The organism is Bacillus sp. FAU20, from assembly GCF_056033865.1.
Map to the genome: position 1 here is coordinate 1,208,169 of NZ_JBVYHY010000003.1, position 22,284 is coordinate 1,230,452.

The 22,284-nt window shown below is 31.1% G+C and carries 8 protein-coding genes and 2 pseudogenes; 9 read left to right on the forward strand and 1 reads right to left on the reverse strand.

Annotation, left to right across the window (positions count from 1 at the left end; genetic code table 11):
* Positions 1-5 precede the first annotated feature (5 nt).
* The 8 genes and pseudogenes from AC0OM3_RS06620 (at position 6) to AC0OM3_RS06655 (ending at position 21,652) form a co-directional block, all read left to right on the forward strand.
* The gene (locus tag AC0OM3_RS06620; RefSeq protein WP_001273092.1) at positions 6-926 is read left to right on the forward strand and encodes an ABC transporter ATP-binding protein; all 921 of its coding nucleotides are present in this window, start codon (positions 6-8) and stop codon (positions 924-926) included.
* Positions 919-1,656 (forward strand): ABC transporter permease, encoded by a 738-nt coding sequence (locus tag AC0OM3_RS06625; RefSeq protein ID WP_000247702.1) that lies wholly within the window; start codon positions 919-921, stop codon positions 1,654-1,656. Before AC0OM3_RS06620 ends, AC0OM3_RS06625 begins: the two co-directional genes overlap by 8 nt.
* A gap of 106 nt (positions 1,657-1,762) precedes the next feature.
* Positions 1,763-2,366, forward strand: a pseudogene (locus tag AC0OM3_RS06630) (undecaprenyl-diphosphatase).
* Positions 2,367-3,168: 802 nt separating this feature from the next.
* Positions 3,169-4,434, forward strand: a complete 1,266-nt coding sequence (locus AC0OM3_RS06635; RefSeq protein WP_000722985.1) for an MFS transporter — start codon at positions 3,169-3,171, stop codon at positions 4,432-4,434.
* A 44-nt stretch (positions 4,435-4,478) separates the two neighbouring features.
* A complete protein-coding gene (locus AC0OM3_RS06640; protein WP_000402329.1) occupies positions 4,479-5,180 on the forward strand; it encodes a 4'-phosphopantetheinyl transferase family protein in 702 nt (233 codons plus the stop codon).
* Between the two features lie 17 nt (positions 5,181-5,197).
* Positions 5,198-5,899, forward strand: a complete 702-nt coding sequence (locus AC0OM3_RS06645) for a thioesterase II family protein (RefSeq protein ID WP_000979068.1) — start codon at positions 5,198-5,200, stop codon at positions 5,897-5,899.
* A 527-nt stretch (positions 5,900-6,426) separates the two neighbouring features.
* Positions 6,427-20,127: pseudogene (locus tag AC0OM3_RS06650) on the forward strand (condensation domain-containing protein); the annotation flags it as partial.
* Positions 20,090-21,652: a non-ribosomal peptide synthetase gene (locus tag AC0OM3_RS06655; protein ID WP_474211224.1), complete on the forward strand. Its 1,563-nt coding sequence runs from the start codon at positions 20,090-20,092 to the stop codon at positions 21,650-21,652. The pseudogene AC0OM3_RS06650 and the gene AC0OM3_RS06655, both read left to right, overlap by 38 nt.
* 73 nt (positions 21,653-21,725) lie before the next feature.
* Here the strand turns inward: AC0OM3_RS06655 and AC0OM3_RS06660 are convergent, their stop codons facing one another.
* Entirely contained in the window at positions 21,726-21,881 is a 156-nt protein-coding gene (locus AC0OM3_RS06660; RefSeq protein WP_474211200.1) for a hypothetical protein, read from the reverse strand.
* Between the two features lie 13 nt (positions 21,882-21,894).
* Between AC0OM3_RS06660 and AC0OM3_RS06665 the strand changes: the two genes are divergently transcribed.
* Positions 21,895-22,098 (forward strand): acyl carrier protein, encoded by a 204-nt coding sequence (locus AC0OM3_RS06665; protein WP_474211225.1) that lies wholly within the window; start codon positions 21,895-21,897, stop codon positions 22,096-22,098.
* Positions 22,099-22,284: the final 186 nt, after the last annotated feature.

The following is a 22,284-nucleotide window of genomic DNA, read 5'->3' on the forward strand; positions in this document are numbered from 1 at the left end:
CTTACATGAGCGCAATAATAAAGACTACAAATTTAACAAAGATTTATGGCAATCAGAAATCAGTGGATAATCTTAATATAACCGTAAATCAAGGAGAAATTTACGGCTTTTTAGGTCGAAATGGTGCAGGGAAGACGACTACAATTAGAATGTTATTAGGATTGATAAAGCCCACCCATGGAAAGATTGAAATATTTGGAGAAGATTTATTAAAAAATCAAAAAGAAATCCTTAAAAGAATTGGGTCTATTGTTGAAGTTCCTGGATTTTATGAGAATCTTACAGCACGGGAAAATCTACTAATTAATGCGAAAATTATTGGGATACACAAAAAAAATGCAATTGATGAAGCGTTAGAAATCGTGGGATTGCAACATGAAACTAAAAAGCTTGTGGGCAAATATTCTTTAGGGATGAAGCAAAGATTAGGGATTGCTAGATCTCTTCTTCATTACCCAGAATTATTAATATTAGATGAGCCTACTAATGGTTTGGATCCAATAGGAATTAAGGAAATTAGAAGATTGATACAAAATTTGGCTAAAGAAAGAAAAATTACTTTATTAATATCCAGCCACATTTTATCGGAAATAGAACAGTTAGTAGATCATATGGGGATCATTCATGAAGGTAAGCTCTTAGAGGAAATCGAATTTAACAGCCTTAGAAAAAAGAATCGCAAATATATTGAGTTTCAAGTATCGAATGACAATAAAGCTACAAAAATCTTAGAGAAAAACTTTGGTATTTTTGATTATGAAGTTCATAATGAGGGGATTATTCGCGTGTATTCTAAACTTGGGCAACAAGGAGATATTAATAAAATATTTGTACAAAATGATATTCAGGTTTTGAAAATCTTGATGAGTGAAGACAGATTAGAAGATTACTTCACAAAATTAGTTGGAGGTGGAACAATTGGTTAATCTGTTATATACAGAATTATTAAAGCTAAAACGATCCCATATGTTCTTAATTAGTATTCTCGGTGCATCGGTAGTACCTTTTATGGTAGTAGTAGCATCATTTGTAAGCTTAAAAACTAAACATCCTACTCCTACTATTGTATTTAGTCAATTGTTTGGTGAAGTAAATTTATATACTGTTCTAATAATAGGAGTACCACTATATGGGGTAGTAACCGCCTACCTATTTATTCGGGAATATACAGAAGATACATTAAAGAATTTATTAACTATACCTGTATCACGTATGAATTTTCTTATAAGTAAATTCCTACTTCTATTTTCGTGGATTATGATGTTAACTTTTGTAGCATGGGGATTAACATTATTATTAGGGATAATATTTCAATTTGATGGACTAAGTTCATCCTTAATAAGGGAATCTTTTGTACAGTTTTTGATAGGTGGATTATTGCTTTTTATTTTATCAACACCAATCATACTTTTAACAATTGTACTTAAGAATTACGTACCGACCATTGTATTTACAGTTGTAATAACCATGATTAATTTAATGACAGCAAATTCAGAACATAGAGGATTGTTTCCATGGGCAGCAGCAGGTGATATCTCAAGAAATACGCTTCAGCCCACTTATCCTCCCGAGTACTCCTATATAGGTATATTCGGAACATCTATTATTGGATTAGTATTATTGATTTCATATTTTAAAAAGGTAGATATTCATTAAGAAAAATAAAATGGGACCATCTAAAACTATTAGGTAGTAACAAAAAGTAGATTAAAAAATTATAATTAGCGTTTGATTTATATATGGTAAGGAGGAGTTTGCAAAAATGTCTTTTTCTCAATTCAATATTGATGCTTTTCGAGCCGTTAACGATTTAGGTAAACAGTACCCATTTCTCAATTCTACTATGACGTTCGTGGCAGAATATATGGTATATTTCTTAGCTTTAATTATTGTAGTGTATTGGTTTAATCGATCTAACCAAAATCGAATGATGGTTGTTCAAGCGATGATTGCTTTTGTGATTGCTGAGGTTATCGGGAAAATAGCAGGAAAGTTTCATTCAAACTATCAACCATTTGCAGAGTTACCCAATGTTAAATAAATTGGTAAGAAGCATGCTGTTGATAATTAATTTCCAATTGAGCCATCCAATTTTATTCTTTTCAATTTGTTTTTCATTTTGGCTTGTTCATAAAAAGATTGGTTGGCTATGGATTACACTTGCATTCTGTGTAGCCATTTCTCGTATCTGGGTAGGAGTTCATTATCCTTTCGATGTTATAACAGGTGCTATATTAGGGATTGTTTCAGCGATAATTGCTTATTGGTTAGTACCAAAAGTTACTTTCTTGAAAAGAATACTTTCTATATATGAAAAAGGGGAAAACTACATTTTACCTGCAAAAGATAAATCAAAAAATTTTTAAGGAAAAACATCTGAATTATAAGTAGCTTTTTGCTTATAGTGTTAATTTGATGTTAGATAAAGATGAAACATTTACTACGACAATTGAAGTGGCAAGTTTAAGCCACTTCAATTGTCCTAGAATGACTGAGTGAAAATATGGTTTATATATGTATCATCAATACGAATAACGTTTTCTTGGTAAGAATTTACTCATTACAATTTTTTTTGGAAGACTAAACCTCATAGACACACCCCACATCATTTTCACTTCAAAAATGAATTTCATACTTAAGTTAAAACAGTTATAAGGGATAGGATAACATTGGTGTTCATTCCTTGTTGTAATAATTGTAGATATACATAATTATTTTTTGGAAAACAATTTACAGTAATATTACGTTTTTAGAGGAGAAATCAAGTTGTCAAAATCACTAATAAATATGATTTATTAGTGATTTTGACAACTTGAGAAAATAATTCGTTTATTATTTTGATTACAATATAAGGTAGTATTAGAATGTAGCGTGGAAAGTTAGAGGAAATAAACTGCATATCAAAAGGAGGATGCTTTTGGATAGTTATGTTTGGATTATTAATATCAGAATGAAAAACTATACAATTTAATGAGTGGTAATGTACATTTTGACGTGTAATCCGCGATAGAAATCCTAATGGCAAATTATATCTTAAAGCAGTGTGTTAGGCTCTAACCAAAGGAACTGCGATGAACGTTAGGGATTTAGATATTATACGTTTCAAACATAGCAAAGGTATTAAATTCTGAATAATTAGAATTAAGTCAAATTAAATGGGGAGTCCTTATGAAGAAAATTTTAGTTATATTTCAAAATGGGAATTACTCGAGGCTATTTTTTGCATCTTTTACTTCACAAATGGGTAGTACAATTGGTTTAACTGCACTTATGTTTTATTTTTTAAATCGTTTTTCGCACCAACCTGCATATGCTACTATTACGGAGTTGATGTTGTCTTTGCCCACATTAGTAGTATTTTTTCTTGTTGGTGTAGTTACTGATAGGATTGATCGACAAAAAATAGCTCAAAATTGTGATTGGATCTGTTCTATATTATCGCTTTTATTATTATGGTCTCTTTTTCTAAACTGGATGCCAGCAGCATTTGCGCTGTTATTTTTAAGAAGTATGGTAAAGAGCTTTTTTACACCCGCGCAATCATCCCTTGTACAAGGTGTTTTAACAAGAGATGACTATGCTACTGCAGTTGGTTTGAATCAGATGGTTACAAGTTTGTTTATGCTTTTTGGTAGTGGTATCGGGATTTATTGTTATTGGGTAATCGGTATTTATGGTGCAATCTTAATTGATGCAATTAGTTTTTTTATTAGTGCTCTTCTAATAAAATCTTGTAGAATGTCAGAAGAAATTCGTATGCCAAATGGAAAGCATAATATCAAGGATTTGAACATTTCAATTGTAATGAAGGATTTTGTGAAGGGAATACGTTATATTTTGAACCACAACTTGTTACTTACACTTATCTCCGGATTTATAGTTTTCGGAATTTTAAATGGAGGGCTCTCAGTGATGCAGGTATTTATTTTAAAATACAAACTAGCCCCAAGAAACTATGAAGAAGTTTCAATTATATTAAGTATAGTCTTTGGTATCGGGATTTTACTTGGTAGTGTTATAGCATCTATACTTTCTCAAAAAATAAAGCTTTATCATTTACTAATTTTAGCTTTGTTTATTGGAGGAGGAGCGACTATTTTGAGCTCATTAGTCAATACAGTTTGGCTGTATGTTATTTGTACGGGCATAGTTGCCCTAGCACTTCCGATGATTAATGTAGCAATTGGAGGTTGGATTCCGAAAATAGTAAATCCCAAAATGATGGGAAGAGTACACGGGTGTATTAATCCTTTGATGATGCTCTCACAGTCACTAACCTTACTTTTTATTGCTGGATTTTACCCAGGTATTCTTGCAGTTGAAACTCTTTTTTGGATAGTTGGCGGATGTTTAATATTTGTAGGAGTTTTTTACATGATTAGCATTCCACGATTAATGAAAGTAGAAAAATCAGTTAGCATAACGCTCGAATAATTGTAGTTGATCAATTAATTTAACTAGGATTTGTGAGGGGTTTTATGGAAATTTTTGTTACCAAAATTAAAGATATAAATGATCGCAAATTAGAAAAAATTTGTTCGTGGATAGATGAAGAGAAAAGATATAGAATAAAAAAATTTATTAATAAAAAAGATAAAATTAGAACCTTGATTGGTGAATTACTAGTAAGGACTCTAACAAATAAAAAGCTTAAAATCGGTAATGAAAGAATAGTATGGGGGAAAAATCATTATGGAAAACCTTATTTAAAGGGGTATCCGAATTATTACTTTAACATTTCACATTCGGGAGAATTTGTAGTATGTGCAATTAGTAATAACCCTGTTGGAATTGACATTGAACAAATAAAACATATTGAATACGAAGAAATAGCAAAAAGTTTTTTCTGTGATAGTGAATATGCTTATATACAAAAAGGTGATGTTAATTATCAATTGAGGAAGTTTTATGAGGTATGGACATTGAAAGAGAGTTATATTAAATGCTATGGAAGCGGATTATCAATGTCACTAAAATCATTTTCTATTAATATAGATAGTCACAAAGCTGTTCGTATACTTTCCGATAATGAAGAAAAAAGTAATTCTTATTCAATGGCGATTTTTGATATAGAGTTAGAATACAAAATGGCCGTATGTTCATTAAATGAAGAAATTTCTAGTAATATAACAGTGATTAACCAAGATATTATTATTAATGATTTCTACAAACTTTTATGAGATAGAGGTGCATTTTAATGATGTTATTTTGTTTGCCTTATGCAGGAGGATCCGAAGCGTTATATTATAAATGGGGTGATTATCTAACCCCATCTATAAATCTATGTCCAGTACTGTTAAAGGGAAGAGGGAAAAGATTCAATGAACCATTTTATAATAGCTTAGAAGAAGCGGTAGATGACATCTTTGATAATATTCGGGATAAAATAGGTGAGGAAGATTATGCAATTTATGGACATAGTATGGGGAGCCTATTAGCGTATGAATTATACTATAAAATAATAGGAATGGGATTCAAGAAACCCAAGCATATCTTTTTTTCTGGATACAAAGCACCGAGTGAAAGGGAAAAGAAGGAGATAACTTATAATTTACCAAATAACGAGTTTAAAAATAGAGTTATAGAATTAGGGGGAACACCAGAAGAATTAATTCGTAACGAAGAATTGTTCGAATTTTTCATTCCTTTACTAAAACATGATTTTAAAATAGTTGAAACATATGAATATAAAGAAAAAGCGGACAAAATCACATGCGATATTACTGTATTAAACGGAACAGAAGATTTAATTAGTCTAAAAGGCATAATTGGTTGGAAGAAGCATACTTGTGGGAATTTTAAGATTTATAATTTGGAAGGAAATCATTTCTTTATAAATAACAATGTGGAAAAAATTACAACAATAATAAATGATACGTTAACTGAGGTTTTAAATTAGATTCCTCAGATATATACCAATAGTTATCCTTACTTATTCATGTTCTTAATTATGTGCTGTAGTAGCCTTATCTGTAACTTGATATGAGTTTTAATATTTGTCTTTAATTAAATTACAGTAAAAAAATCTGATTATTTTAATTATTTAGATAAATTTTTATCATATGTTTTTTGCGTGAAAATAAGGAAATTTTTCTCGTAGTAAGTTAAATTTTTTATAGAATTCCTTTTAGTAACTTCTAAATAGGGGGGATTGTATACCTTGTTATGAACGATGAATTTTTTATTTAATTCATTCTCTATATTTTTAACAGTAATAAAATAATAAATAATTTTGGTAATGGATAATTACTAAAAAAGGGGAAATCCAACATGTCTATTAAGAATTCTGGTGAAATAAACAAGGATGGGACAAGAACTTACGATGAGATTACAGTAGCAGAGCAAGATATGATATTAAATAAATTCAATTCCACAAAAAACGAATATCCAAGAAATAAGACCATAAACCAGCTATTTGAAGAACAAGTGGAGAGAACACCTGAGAATATTGCAGTTGTGTTTAAAGATAAACAACTCACATACAGGCAACTTAACGAGAAATCCAATCAATTAGCAAGGATGTTAAGGAATAAGGGCGTTAATACAGATGCTATTATAGGATTAATGATTGATAGATCACTTGAAGTGATAATTGGAATAATGGGTATTTTAAAATCTGGAGCAGCTTACCTCCCAATTGATCCTGATACTCCAAAAGCAAGAATTGATTATATGTTACGGGATAGTCATACCATGATTTTATTGACTCAAGAGAAATTCATTAAGAAAATCGAATATGATTTAGAAATAATCAATTTGGACGAGCTAGATTCAAGTGACTTAAGTACAGGTAATCTGAAACATATAAATCGTTTTGATGATACAGCTTATATTATTTATACATCGGGTTCTACTGGAATACCAAAGGGAGTTATCATTTCGCATTATAGTGCTATCAGAGTCGTTCGAAATACAAATTACATAGAAATAAATAATAATGATACCATTCTGCAGCTTTCGAATTATTCTTTTGATGGATCAATTTTTGATATATATGGTGCTCTGTTAAATGGGGCGAAATTAGTAGTTATAGAAAAAGATACAGTCACGGATATAAATAAGCTTGGAAATATAATTAAGCAAGAAAACATAAACGTGATGTTTATTACAACTGCTTTATTTAATGCGCTTGTAGATATCAAAATAGATTGTTTAATCAATATGAGAAAAATATTATTTGGTGGAGAAAGAATTTCTGTCTCCCATGCAAGAAAAGCATTAGAATTTCTGGGGAAAGATAAACTCATTCATGTATACGGACCAACGGAAAGTACTGTTTTTGCCACATATTACTTTATAAATGAAATAGATGAGGATGTTGACACTCTACCTATAGGTAAACCGTTAGCAAATACTTCAGTTTACATAGTAGATGAAAAGAAAAATTTACTTCCTATTGGTGAACCTGGAGAACTTTGTATTTCTGGTGATGGATTAACTAAAGGGTACTTAAATAATGAGCAGCTAACATTAGAGAAATTCGTTAAAAACCCATTTGCAGAAGGAGAGCGTTTATACCGCACAGGAGATTTGGCAAGGTGGTTACCTGATGGGAATATTGAATTTATAGGAAGAATTGACCATCAAGTAAAGGTTCGGGGATTTAGGATTGAACTTGGAGAGATAGAGAGTCAGTTATTAAAGCATCCAAATGTAAAAGAAACTGTAGTTGTAGCAAGAGAAGAAAAGGACAAGAGCAATTATATTTGTGCATATCTAACATTAGTAGGAGAAGTTACTGTTGAAGAATTAAGAAAATTTTTAGGTGAAAAGTTACCTGATTATATGATTCCTACTTATTTTCTTAAGTTAGATAAAATGCCGTTAACAGCAAATGGAAAAATAGATAAAAAGTCTTTACCTGAACCAGATCGAAGTTTTAATACCGAGGTTGAATATGAGGAACCAAGAAGTGAGATTGAAAAACAGCTCGTTTTAATGTGGCAGGAAACTTTGAATATAAATAAAGTTGGTATTAATGACAGTTTTGCAGTTCTTGGTGGGCATTCGATAAACGCAATGGAGCTTTTATCTAAAATGAATGATAGGTTAAGTGTTGATTTACCATTAAAGGAACTGTTTAGATTATCCACAATAAAGAAAATAAGTGCTTACATCGAAACGAACAAGGGAGAAATTATTGAGAACCGACAATTTACAAAAACTACAGATTTAAAGAATTTACATGAACCTTTCCCACTTACAGGTATACAATTAGCCTATTTAATAGGTAGAGATCCGGCTTTTGAAATTGGTGGAGCAGCTACAAATTTAACGGTTGAATTTGAAATAGATATTAATATAGATAGGTTTAATAGTGCATTACAAAAATTAATTAATAGACATCCAATACTAAGAACAATAGTTTTTGAAAATGGAACACAAAGAATCTTAGAAGGAGAACTTCTTTATTCTGTAGACACAGTAGATGTAAGGCATTTAAATCAAGAAGATATAATGATACGTATATTGGAACAAAGACAAAAAATGATAGCTAAAATCATAGATCCAAGTACTTGGCCATTATTTGAGATAAAAGCATTTATATTACCCAATAATCAAAAATATTTTTGTTTAAATATAGATCCGCTAATTTGTGATGACAGTAGCATGAAAATATTAATCAAGGAATTTAAAATGTTTTACAATCAGCCAAGTCTGCAGCTGCCTGAGCTGGAGTATAATTTTAGAGACTATGTTTTAGCAACCAATGAATTTAGGCAATCTAATCGATATAAAAAAGATGAGAAGTACTGGTTAAATAAATTGGATAATTTCCCAAGTGCACCAGCATTGCCTTTAAAATGCAACCCATTAGAAATTGAAAAACCTACATTCAATAAATGTTCGGAATTTTTAGAACGTGAAACGTGGAATAGATTAAAACAAAAAGCAAGAGAAAAAAATCTTACCCCTACATCGGTTTTATGTGCTGCATATGCTTATGTCTTAGCATATTGGAGTAATCAGAGTCGATTTGCAGTAAATTTAACTGTTTTTAATCGGATACCGTTTCATCAAGACGTAAAAAAAATCATTGGGGATTTCACAACTCTAATGTTATTAGATATTAATGCGAAAGATAGTATTGAGTCATTTTGGAAATTTGCTGCGAAGGTACAGGATACCTTGTTAGAAGCCCTTGAACATAGACATTATGATGGTGTGGATTTTATAAGAGCTATTGGGAAAAAACATAGAATGGTTAATCAAGCTATAATGCCTATTGTATTTACAAGTGTATTGAGTGAGGACTCAGATGATTCATTTAATCATTTGATAGATTTTGAAAAAATTAAATTTTTTAGTACAAGAACATCCCAAGTTTATATAGATAACCAAGTTTATGAATTAAATGGAGGTTTATATATTACATGGGATTACGTTGAACAATTATTTGAGATCAATGTTATTAAATCAATGTTTGAACAATATATAAATGTATTAAATCAGGTTATATTTAATGATCAAGTGTCAGGTATTAACCTTAGTGACAATAGCATAAAAGTTATTGAAACCTATAATGATACAAACAAAAAGTTTGATAAGTGTACTTTACATGAAATGTTTGTGAATCGAGCAAAACTAGTACCAGATAAGGTAGCTGTAATTCATCATGATGATTCGATAACTTATAAAGAACTAAATGAAAAATCGAATCAAATTGCAAGATACTTAATGGATAAGGGAGTTAGAAAAGGTGATTACATTGGTGTGATAGGTAAGCGATGTATAGATACCATTATAAATTTGTTTGCTGTCTTAAAGGCTGGAGCAGCATATATACCGCTTGATCCTGATTATCCTGAAGAAAGAAAAGAATATATAAAAAAGAAAAGTAATTGTAAGTTCTTTATAACACCTTCTACCTATAAAGATGAAAATATTAGGGAATATTCTGGTGATGAAGTCAATATAAAAGTAGATGAAACAGATATGGCATATGTTATTTTTACTTCTGGTAGTACAGGAAAACCTAAAGGAGTTCAAATAACTCATGGTGCAGCAACAAATACAATTATAGATATTAACGAAAAATTCTGTGTGACAGAAAATGATAAAATTATGGGGATTTCTTCACTGTGCTTTGATTTGTCAGTTTATGATGTTTTTGGTGCATTGAGCTGTGGAGCGGCCCTTGTAATTATAGATGATCAAAGGGATGTATATAACCTAAAAAAAGTTGTAAAGAAAGAAGGAATCACAATTTGGAACTCAGTTCCAGCAATTATGGAACTGACAGTGGACTTATATAATGATAGTGAACAGGATGATAGTCTAAGGCTTGTATTGCTTAGTGGGGACTGGATACCGCTGGAACTTCCTCAGAAGATAAAGAAAACTTTCAAAAATGCGGAAGTTATTAGCTTAGGTGGAGCAACTGAGGGGTCAATATGGTCCATATATTACCCTATTAAGGAAATTAAGGGAGATTGGAAAAGTATACCATATGGGATGCCGTTGGCTAACCAGAAAATTTATGTATTAAATCAAAACAAGCAATTGTGTCCCGTAGATGTAGAGGGAGAATTGTACATTGGTGGAGTGGGAGTAGCAAGTGGATATATAAATGATATTGAAAAAACTAAGATGTCATTTATTTTGCACGAAGAATTAGGATATATTTACAAAACCGGTGATTATGGCGTGTTAAAAGAGGACGGATATGTCGAATTTTTAGGAAGAAAAGACAGTCAAGTTAAGATAAGGGGATATAGGGTAGAATTAGGGGAAATTGAAAATTGTATAATCAAATATAAAGGTGTAAATAAAACAGTAGTAATTGACTATACAAACGATAATAAAATGAAAAGCCTGTATGCTTTTGTAGTTTCAGATGAAGACATAAACCCAAATGAACTAAAACAATATTTGCAAAATCAGCTCCCGAATTATATGATTCCATCAAGATTTTTCAAAATAGATGAAATACCATTGACTGTAAATGGAAAAGTAAATAAGAGTATTTTGGGGGAATTAATAAAAAATCATGAACTAGATGAAGTTGCAGCAACTACATGTGAAGAATCAGAAAATGAAACTCAAGCCCAAATATTAGATATATGGAAAGATGTATTCGAAATAGAAAACATAGGAATAGATACTAATTACTATGAAATAGGCGGAGATTCATTAAAAGCGATATCGATTGTTACTGAAATTAAAAAGAGAATGAATATAGAGGTGCCGATAGGAGAAATATTTAAAAATGACACTATAAAGGTATTAGATCAATATTTGAAAAATAGCCAAGACAATCATAGGGGAAATAGGATTGAAAGGGTATCGAAAAAGGATTATTATGCTACATCGCCTTCTCAAAAACGAATGTACATGCTTTCTATGATGGAAAATAATAGAGGAGCATATCATATTCCTATGGCGTTACTTGTCGAAGGTGAAATCGAATGTAATAGACTTGAAAAAGCATTTAGAAAATTTATAGATAGACATGAAATCCTGAGAACAGGATTTGAAGTATTAGATAATGAATTAGTTCAAAGGGTTTATGATAAAGTTGATTTTGATTTGGAATACCAATGTTTAGATATAGTCGTAACAGATGATGAAGGTTTAAGAGATTTAACTAGCAAAATGTGTAAGGAATCAACAAAGCCTTTTGATTTAAATAAACCATCATTAATGAGAGCTAAACTAATTAAAATCGGAGTAGAGAAGCATATATTGGTTGTTAACTTCCATCACATAATAGCAGATGGGGTATCACAAGGAATATTTATGAATGAAATACTCGATTTATATAACAATCTTGATCTACCTAAGATAAATATACAATACAAGGATTATGTAGAATGGAATAATACGTATAATCAATCTAATGCTATAAAAAAACAAGAGCAATATTGGCTGAATTTATACAGTCATCTGCCATCTAAATTAGAATTACCTTATGATTATAGAAAAGAAAATATTGATACCTTTGCAGGAGAAAATGCATACTTTCATATAGAAAAAGAGTTATCTGAACAGATAAGAAGGGTAGCTAAGGATACAGGGTCAACTTTATATATGCTTATGCTTAGCGCTTATCATATATTACTTCACAAATATACTGGAAAAACTGATATTGTTGTCGGAACAGCTGCATCAGGTAGGTTACATCAAGATTTACAAAATATTTTTGGTGTGTTCGTTAACACTATTGCTTTAAGAAACAATATAGATGCTACAAAAAGTTTTAAAGAAATTTTGGAACAGGTAAAAGAAAATACAATTACAGCATTTGAAAACTCAGAGTATCAGTTTGACGAACTAATTCGCAGTATAGACTATGAAAGAGACTCTAATAGAAACCCTTTATTTGATACCATGTTTGTATTGGAAGACGCTAAATTATTTACTAAGAAGCAAGGTGCTTTAAATCTTAGTCCAATTATATTTGAATTAGATAATGCAAAATTCGATATCACTTTTAATATTTTAGATTATGACGATGAGATCGTGTTAAATGTCGAATATAGTACTGGATTATTCAAAAGAGACACAATATTAAGAATGACAGAAAATTATATTAATATTCTGAGAGAAATATCAGGAAATCTTTCGATAAGTGTAAATAAAATAGATATGATCCCACAAGAAGAAAAGCGCTTTTTATTGTATGAACATAACGATACAAATGTAGATTTCTCTAAAAACCAGTTAATACACAAGTTATTTGAAGAACAAGTAGAACGAACGCCAGATAGCATTGCAGTTGTTTTTGAAGATAAGCAATTGACATATAGGGAGTTAAATGAAAAATCTAATCAATTGGCAAGAGCGTTAAGAGAAAATGGTGTTGGTTCTGATAAAATAGTAGGAATATTATTAGAACGTTCGGTTGATGTGATTGTGGGAATTATGGGAATTCTAAAAGCTGGTGGTGCGTATTTACCAATTGATCCTACATATCCTATAGATAGAATTAAATATATACTTCAAGATAGTCAAACTGAAATATTATTGACCCAGGATAAATTAATTAATTTAGTTGATTGTACAGAAGTTGATGATATTAGCATTATTAATATTCATAATGAGCATTTGTTTAAATACGGAACCGAGAACTTACGTATTGATAGCAGCAGTAAAGATTTAGTCTATGTCATTTATACATCTGGTTCTACTGGAAAGCCAAAAGGAGTTATGGTGGAGCATCATTCATTGGTGAACTTATGTAATTGGCATAATTCCTTCAATAAAATAAGTGAAACTGATAAAAATGCTAGTTATGCAAGTATAAGTTTTGATGCATTTGCTTGGGAAGTATTTCCTTATATCATAGCGGGTTCAGAGATTCATATTATAAATGATAATTTAAAATTAGATATTACGAAATTAAACAAATATTTTATTGAAAAAGAGATTTCAATAAGCTTTTTACCTACACAAGTATGTGAACAATTTTTAATGCTTGAGAATACATCTTTAAGAAGATTATTAACAGGTGGAGATAAACTAAATTATTTTGAAAATAAAAGTTACCAGATTGTTAATAACTATGGTCCTACAGAGAATTCAGTAGTAACAACAAGCTTTATTATAGAAAATTCTTATGACAATATACCGATAGGAAAACCAATATGTAATACAAAAGTCTTTATTTTAAACGAATCTAATGAGCTTTGTCCATTGGGAGTGCCAGGCGAGCTTTGTATCAGCGGAGAAGGTTTGGCCCGTGGTTATTTAAATAGACCAGAGCTCACAGCAGAAAAATTCATTCCAAATCCGTTCATTCCAGGAGAGAGAATGTATCGAACAGGAGACCTTGTGAGAATGTTACCTGATGGAAATATTGAGTTTTTAGGAAGAATTGACCATCAAGTGAAAATTCGTGGTTTCAGGATTGAACTGGGTGAGATAGAGAGTCAACTTCTAAAACATAAGGAAGTAAAAGAAGCTGTTGTTATCGCAAGAGAAGATAATAATAATCATCAATATTTATGTGCGTACTTTACTTCCGAAACATCGAAGGGCGAGACTAGGGTTCAAGAAATTCGAAAGTTTTTGACAAAAGAGTTACCAGAGTATATGATTCCTGCTTTTTTTGTTCAGCTAGACAAGCTACCACTTACTACAAATGGGAAAGTGGATCGAAAGGCTTTACCAAGTCCTGATGGAAGTTCGGTTGCAGGAGTAGTAGAGTATGAGGCGCCAAGGAATACAGTCGAAGAAAAGCTTGTATCCATTTGGCAAGATATTTTAGATATAGAAAACATAGGAATTCAACACAACTTTTTTGAAATTGGAGGCCATTCACTGAAAGCGACTACGATGGTTTCTAGAATCCATAAGGAACTTATGGTGGAGATACCTTTAGGACAAATATTCCAAGTACCTACTATAAAAGAGATTGGAGAATTTATTAACTCTACAAAAGAAAGTGTATATGCATCGATCAAAAAAGTAGAAGAACAAGATTATTATCCGCTTTCATCTGCCCAAAGAAGACTCTACATTTTAAACAAAATAGAGGGTAGCGGAGTATCTTATAATATGCCTTTCGCTATGAAAATAAAAGGTGATTTGGATGTTCATCAGCTTGAACAGGCTTTCCGTAAATTAATCGAAAGACATGAATCTTTAAGAACTTCTTTTGTAATGGTAGATGGTGAACCAGTTCAAAAGATTGAAAAAGACATAAATTTCCAATTGACGTATAGAGAAATGGGTACCAATAAACTAGATGATATAATCAATGGATTTGTTAAACCGTTTGATTTGGAGAAGGCTCCTCTTTTACGGGTTGAAATCATACATGTTACAGATGATGAGCACGTGATGGTATTAGATATGCATCATATCATTTCAGATGGTGTATCAATGGGGATTTTCATGCAGGAATTAGCTGAATTATATAATGGTCAAAAATTATCTCCATTAAGCATTCAATATAAAGATTATTCTGAGTGGCAAAGAGGCTTGTTTACTCAAGAAGAAATCACAAAGCAAGAAAAGTATTGGATGAATGTGTTCAATGAAGAAGTACCAGTACTAAATATGCCAACGGACTATAAAAGGCCAAAAAGAAGAAGTTTTGCTGGAGATAGAATCAATTTAAAAATCAATAGTGAAACTTATAATCAGTTAAACAAGTTGGCTACAGAAAATGAAGTTACTATGTATATGCTGATGTTAGCAGGATACACGACTTTGCTTTCTAAATATTCAGGGCAAGAGGATATAGTAGTAGGATCACCAATTGCAGGAAGAAAACATGTAGATTTAAATAATGTAATGGGAATGTTTGTGAATACCCTTGCAATGAGAAATTATCCAAAGGGCAATAGATCTTTTAGAGAGTACTTAAAAGAAGTAAAAGAAAATACATTGAAAGCATATGAAAATCAGGATTATCAATTTGAAGAATTGGTAGAAAAGGTAAATGTGAGAAGAGACATTTCAAGAAATCCACTATTTGATACGATGCTGGTATTTCAACACACTGATAATATGCTATTAAATTTGGATGGACTAAAGGTTAGCATGTTAGAAGATCAGAGGGAAATAGTTAAGTTTGATATTACTATACATGTAAGTGAGTTAGAGGATGGATTAGGATTAGAAATTGAATACTGTACGGCTCTCTATAAAAAGGAAACAATAGAGAGGTTTTTAGAGCATTTTATAAACGTCTTAAGAGAAGTAGTAGAAAATCCAGAACAGAAATTAAGTGAAATAGATATATTAACAGAGAAAGAAAAAAGTAAGTTATTAAACGAATTTAATAATACAAAAGGAAAATATGCTAAAGAAAAAACACTTCCAGAGCTTTTTGAAGAACAGGTAGAGAAGACACCTAATAATGTGGCACTTGTTTTTGAAAATCAAAGTATAACATATAAAGAGCTAAACGAAAGGGCAAATAGCCTTGCGCATATACTTCGCGAAAAAGGAGTTGGTCCTGACGTAGTAACGGGAATAATGGTGGAACGCTCTATTGAAATGATAGTAGGTATAATGGGGATTTTAAAAGCTGGAGGAGCTTATTTACCGATTGATCCAACTTATCCTAGGACAAGAAAAGAATATATGTTACGTAATAGCCATATAGAGATACTATGCGTAACGAATGAGGTTCATAGCGATATATCTTTTCATGGACAAATTATACAATTAGATAAATTAAAATATAAAGAAAATAGAACGAATATCAGTAAAATAAATAGTCCTCGAAATTTAGCTTATGTAATATATACATCAGGTTCTACAGGGAATCCTAAAGGGGTAATGATAGAACAAAATAGTGTAAATAACTTAGTCAATGGGTTAAATAATGTAATTTATAAAAGGTTCAATACTAATGTTAATGTCGCGTTGCTAGCACCATTTATATTTGATGCATCGGTGAAACAAATATTTGCCACATTACTTTTAGGACATACCTTATTTGTTGTGCCAAAGGAAGTATGTTGGAATGCAATGAGTTTAATTGAGTATTATGCAACAAATAAAATACATGTATCCGATGATACTCCGGCACATTTAACAATGCTTAGCTATGTAAATAAAATAGAACAAGAATTAGAAATTAAAGAATTTATTGTAGGAGGAGAGGCATTAACGCCTTATTTAATCAAAGGTTTATTTGGAAAGTTTGCTGATTTTAAACCTAATATCACAAATGTTTATGGGCCTACAGAGTGTTGTGTAGATTCCACAAGTTATAGAATTGAGTTTGATCAAATAAGCGGTGATAAGGTAATTCCGATTGGAAAACCAATTTTAAACACTAATATATATATATTAGACAAGGGAAATAATCTTCAGCCAATTGGAGTAGCTGGGGAACTGTGTGTATCAGGTGAGGGGATAGCAAGAGGATATTTGAATAATCTAGAATTAACAGCTGAAAGGTTTATTGAAAATCCATTTAATAACGGTAAATCTATGTATCGAACTGGAGATCTTGCAAGGTGGTTACCTGATGGGAATATAGAATTTTTAGGACGGATAGATCATCAGGTGAAAATACGTGGTTATCGAATTGAACTTGGAGAAATAGAAAGTCAACTGTCAACTCATCAAGATATCGAAGAAACGATTGTTATAGCTAGAGAAGATAAGGAAAGTAATCAATATTTATGTGCGTATATCGTTTCACAAAAAGAATTACATGCAAGGGAAATTCGAGAATATTTAGAACAGAAACTTCCGGATTATATGATTCCTGGATATTTTGTGAAATTAGATAAACTTCCGTTGACAACGAACGGGAAAGTAGACAGAAAAGCACTTCCTGAACCAGATGGAAGTATTAATACCGGGGTAGAGTATGAGGAACCGAGAAATGAAGTGGAAGAAAAGCTCGTTGAAATTTGGAGAAGTATTATTGGGATAGAGGATATAGGGATTAATCATAATTTCTTTGTATCTGGAGGAGATTCCATTAAGGCAATCCAAATTATATCTAGATTATCTAGAATTGGTCTTAAACTAGAAATGAAAGATTTATTTGCAAATCCAAAAATTAAAAATCTTGGAAAATATATAAAACGAGAAAAGAAAGAACAAAAGGTTCATGAAATAGTAAATGGGGAAGTAGAATTAACGCCGATACAAAGTTGGTATTTTGAGAAAAACCAAGAAGAGATACATCATTTTAATCAATCGTTCATGCTATTTAGAGAAAATGGATTTGATGAAAAACAGATAGAAGAAGTATTTAATAAAATTATGGAACATCATGATGCTTTACGCATGATATATAAAGAAAAAGAGGGAGAAATAATTCAATATAATAGAGGTTATGACAAGAACCTATTTGATTTATATATTCATGATGTTAAGGGTGTTGAGAATAAGGAAGAGAAGGTATATGAAATTGCTACAAATATTCAAAAAGAGATGGATATTAAAGAAGGTAAACTTGTAAAGCTTTGTATATTTAAATCTGATGAAGGAGATCATCTTCTGATTGCGATTCATCACCTTGTAGTGGATGGAGTATCATGGAGAATCCTACTCGAAGATTTGGAGACTTTATATTCACAACTAGAAAAGGGTGAAAAGCTAGAAATAGGATTCAAAACAGATTCCTATAAAGAATTTGCATCAAAGTTAAAAGCTTATAGTGTGAGTAGGGAATTAATGAAAGAAAGGGAATATTGGACAAGTATATCAAAAAGAGAATGTACAGTTTATCCCTAAAAAAGAAAGAAATCACAAAAAACAACTTTGAAAATAGTAGTACAGTAAGTATTACATTAGATAGAGAACTCACTACATCTTTACTTAGAAATACAAATAGGGCATATAACACAGAAATAAATGATATTTTATTAACAGCTTTAGCAGTTGGAACCAGAGAATTGACGGGGAAATACAAGCTAAAAGTAAATATGGAAGGGCATGGAAGAGAGGACGTAATAGAGAATTTCGAAATCAATAGGATTGTTGGCTGGTTTACGACGATGTATCCAGTGCTTTTAGATATAGGGAATGAAAATGAACTTTCGACCAACATAAAGACAGTTAAAGAAACTTTGAGAAAAATACCAAATAAAGGAATAGGTTATGGGGTATTAAAACATTTAGCAAAAGATAAGGGATTTATGAATGAAGAAAAGGCACCAATTTCATTTAACTATTTAGGTGAATTGGATCAAGATATTAACAGGAGAGAATTCTCTATATCGAAATGGTCTATAGGTGAAACAGTGGGTAAGAAAATTAATAGGAATACATCTATAGAAATGAATTCAATGGTTTTAAATGGTGAATTGGTTATTCATACAACATTTAATAAATTAGAATACAGTGAAAAAATGATAAAGGACTTAAATCAGAAATATAAAGAAAGTCTTGAAATGATAATTAATCACTGTGCGAATAAAGTAGAACCAGACCAAACACCTTTTGATTATGGAGATATAAATATAACATTAGAAGAACTTGAAGAAATAAAAGAAAAATACAATGGTTTTATTATTGAGAAAATATATCCGTTAGCAAATATGCAAAAAGGGATGTTATTCCACGCATTAGAAGATAAAAATTCTAGTATGTATTTTGAACAAATTGTAATGGATATAAAAGGGACTGTAGATGTAGATATTTTAGAAAAATCATTTAATACAATAATGAGGAGAAACGAAATATTAAGAGCAGCATTTGAGTATGAATTAGTGGAGGAACCAAGACACGTCATACTTCAAGATAGAAAAGTAGGTTTCAAATATTATGATATTCAAGACGAAAGCATTAAGCAGAAAACAAAGTTTATAGAGAATTATTTACAAAATGATAAACAAAAAGGCTTTAATTTAAGTGAAGACACATTAATGAGAATTAGCTTAATTCAAATGAATCAGGATTCATATAAATTGGTATGGAGTCATCATCACATATTGTTAGATGGATGGTGTCTTGGGATTATATTAGGTGAGTTCTTTGATGTTTATGGAAGAAAGATGAAAGGTGAAGATAGCCATTTAGCGGAGCCAACACCATATAGTGATTATATAAGATGGCTGGAAGAACAGGATAAAGAAGAAGGATTAGCACATTGGAAGAGCTATTTGGATGGATATGAAGAACAAGCACAGGTTCCTAAAATCTTGAATAAAGTTAATGAATATAAAAGAAAAAGAAAAAATGATAGAATTTTCAAAAGAAATGACTCGTAACATTATTCAACTCGCAAATAGAAATCAAGTTACTTTTAATACCGTACTGCAGGCAATTTGGGGCATTCTTTTAGCGAGGTACAATAATATAGAAGATGTTGTATTTGGAACAGTCGTATCAGGAAGAGAGGCAAAAGTAGAAGGAATTGAAGCGATGGTAGGATTATTCATTAATACAATTCCGACTCGAGTTAAACTGGAAAAAGATAGTAGTTTTAAAGAGGTTTTAAGAAATGTCCAGGATGAATCAATAGAAAATAATAAATATAACTATATAAATTTAGCTGAAATTCAATCTTTACATGATCTAAAAAGAAATCTAATTGATCATGTAATGGTATTTCAAAATTATTCACTGGATGATAGTAGTTTTAATCATGCAGAAAGTAATACAGGTTTTATGTGTCAAAATATAAGGGTAGAAAGAACAAACCAATTATGGATTCAACATTGTAGCAATTCCTGGAGAACAGTTAGTATTAAAATTAACTTATAACGAAAAGATTTATCCACAGGAAATAATAGACAATATAGAAATGCATCTTAAAAAGGTAACGGAACAAGTTGTTTTAAATGAGGATAAGAAATTAAATGAGATAGACATAATCCCAGAGAAAGAGCGAGATGTATTATTGTATAGATTTAATGATACAAAGACGAATTATCCGAAGGATAAGACTATACATCAGCTGTTTGAGGAACAGGTAGAGAAAACGCCTAATCATATTGCCGTTGAATTTGAAGGCACTAAAATGACGTATCAAGAATTAAATGAAAGGTCTAATCAAGTTGCTAGATGGTTACGAGATAAAGGAATTACTGCAAATACAATTGTGGGAATTATGGTTGAGAGATCCCCTGAGATGATAATTGGAATAATGGGTATCTTAAAATCAGGTTCAGCTTATTTGCCGATAGATCCTAAATCTCCTCAGGATAGAATTAAATTTATGATACAAGATAGTGATATTCAAATTCTATTAACGCAGGAGAAGTTCATTAATGATTCCTCATTGGATGTAGAGATGGTTAGTTTAGATAAGAGTGAGAATTTTCAATTGAGTAAAGAGAATTTAGCTCCTATAAATGATTCTGAGAACATAGCTTATATCATATATACATCGGGCTCTACTGGAGTACCAAAAGGTGTGGTAACATCACATTCTAATGCAGTAAGGGTTGTTCGTGACACAAACTATATTAAGATTGATGCAGATGATATTATTTTACAGCTTTCAAATTATTCTTTTGATGGATCCGTATTTGACATCTACGGTGCATTGTTAAATGGTGCAAAATTAGTGATGGTATCAATAGATACAGTATTGAATTTAAGTAAGCTAACAAAATTAATAAAAGAAGAAAAAATTAGTGTTATGTTTATAACTACAGCCTTATTTAATACATTGGTTGATTTAGAAATAGAGTGTTTATCTAATATAAGAAAAATCCTCTTTGGTGGTGAAAGAATTTCAGTATCACATACAAAACGAGCATTGGAGTATTTAGGGAAAGATAAGCTGATTCATGTATACGGTCCGACAGAAAGTACTGTTTTTGCTACGTATTATTGTATAAATGAAATCAATGAAGAATTCGACACAATACCAATTGGGAAGCCATTAGCAAATACTTCAGCATTTATAGTAGATGGAAATCAGAGACTACTTCCAATCGGCGTAGCTGGAGAACTTTGTTTAAGTGGAGCAGGATTGGCTCATGGATATTTAAACCGACCAGATTTGACAGCAGAAAAGTTTGTCTCAAATCCATTTATACCAGAAGAAAAAATGTATCGAACAGGGGATCTCGTTAGGATGTTGCCTGATGGAAATATTGAGTTCTTAGGTAGAATAGATCATCAAGTGAAAGTTCGTGGTTTCAGGATTGAACTTGGTGAGATAGAGAGTCAGCTACTTAAATATAAAAAAGTAAAGGAAGCTATTGTTATCGTAAGAGATGATATTCATGGTGAAAAATATATATGCGCTTACTTTACTTCTGAAACATGGGAAAGATGAATTAATAATTCAAGAAATTAGAAAGTATCTAACTAAAAAGCTTCCAGAGTATACTGATTCCTGCATTTTTTGTTCAACTTGATAAGCTACCGCTAACTACAAATGGGAAAGTAGACCGAAAGTCATTACCAAAGCCTGATGGGAATGTAACAACTGAGGTAGAGTACGTAGCACCAAGTAATTTTGTAGAAGAGACTATTATTTCAATTTGGGAAGAAATCCTAGGCATCAAATCTATTGGAATTTCTCATAACTTCTTTGAAATAGGAGGAAATTCACTGAAGTTAATGAGTGCTGTTGCTGCTATTAATAAAGTTTTAAATACAGATATTAGCATTCACAATTTCTTTGAGAATCCAAGTGTAATGGGTTTAGCAAATTATATCCTATCAACTGAACATGATCGTCAAAATAGTTCTTATGATTATGTTGAGGAAGAGGTATAACGGTTTAAAATGAAATTCATTTCTTTTGGAGGTAAAAGATATTAGTAATAGGTGTAAAAAGGCAGATTTTCTATAATGTTGATTGTTTTGAGATTTCAGATTTAATTATAAGAAAAGGGGATTTATCCTAGGTAAAACTGTACAATCTATACTTCTTCTCAGCAGAGAAAAAGGAATAGATTGTGC

Bases quoted from the DNA above. Each gene is read 5' to 3' on its own strand.
- AC0OM3_RS06620 (WP_001273092.1), top strand. From the start codon at position 6: ATGAGCGCAATAATAAAGACTACAAATTTAACAAAGATTTATGGCAAT.
- AC0OM3_RS06635 (WP_000722985.1), top strand. From the start codon at position 3,169: ATGAAGAAAATTTTAGTTATATTTCAAAATGGGAATTACTCGAGGCTA.
- AC0OM3_RS06640 (WP_000402329.1), top strand. From the start codon at position 4,479: ATGGAAATTTTTGTTACCAAAATTAAAGATATAAATGATCGCAAATTA.
- AC0OM3_RS06645 (WP_000979068.1), top strand. From the start codon at position 5,198: ATGATGTTATTTTGTTTGCCTTATGCAGGAGGATCCGAAGCGTTATAT.
- AC0OM3_RS06660 (WP_474211200.1), bottom strand. From the start codon at position 21,881: ATGCCTAGGATTTCTTCCCAAATTGAAATAATAGTCTCTTCTACAAAA.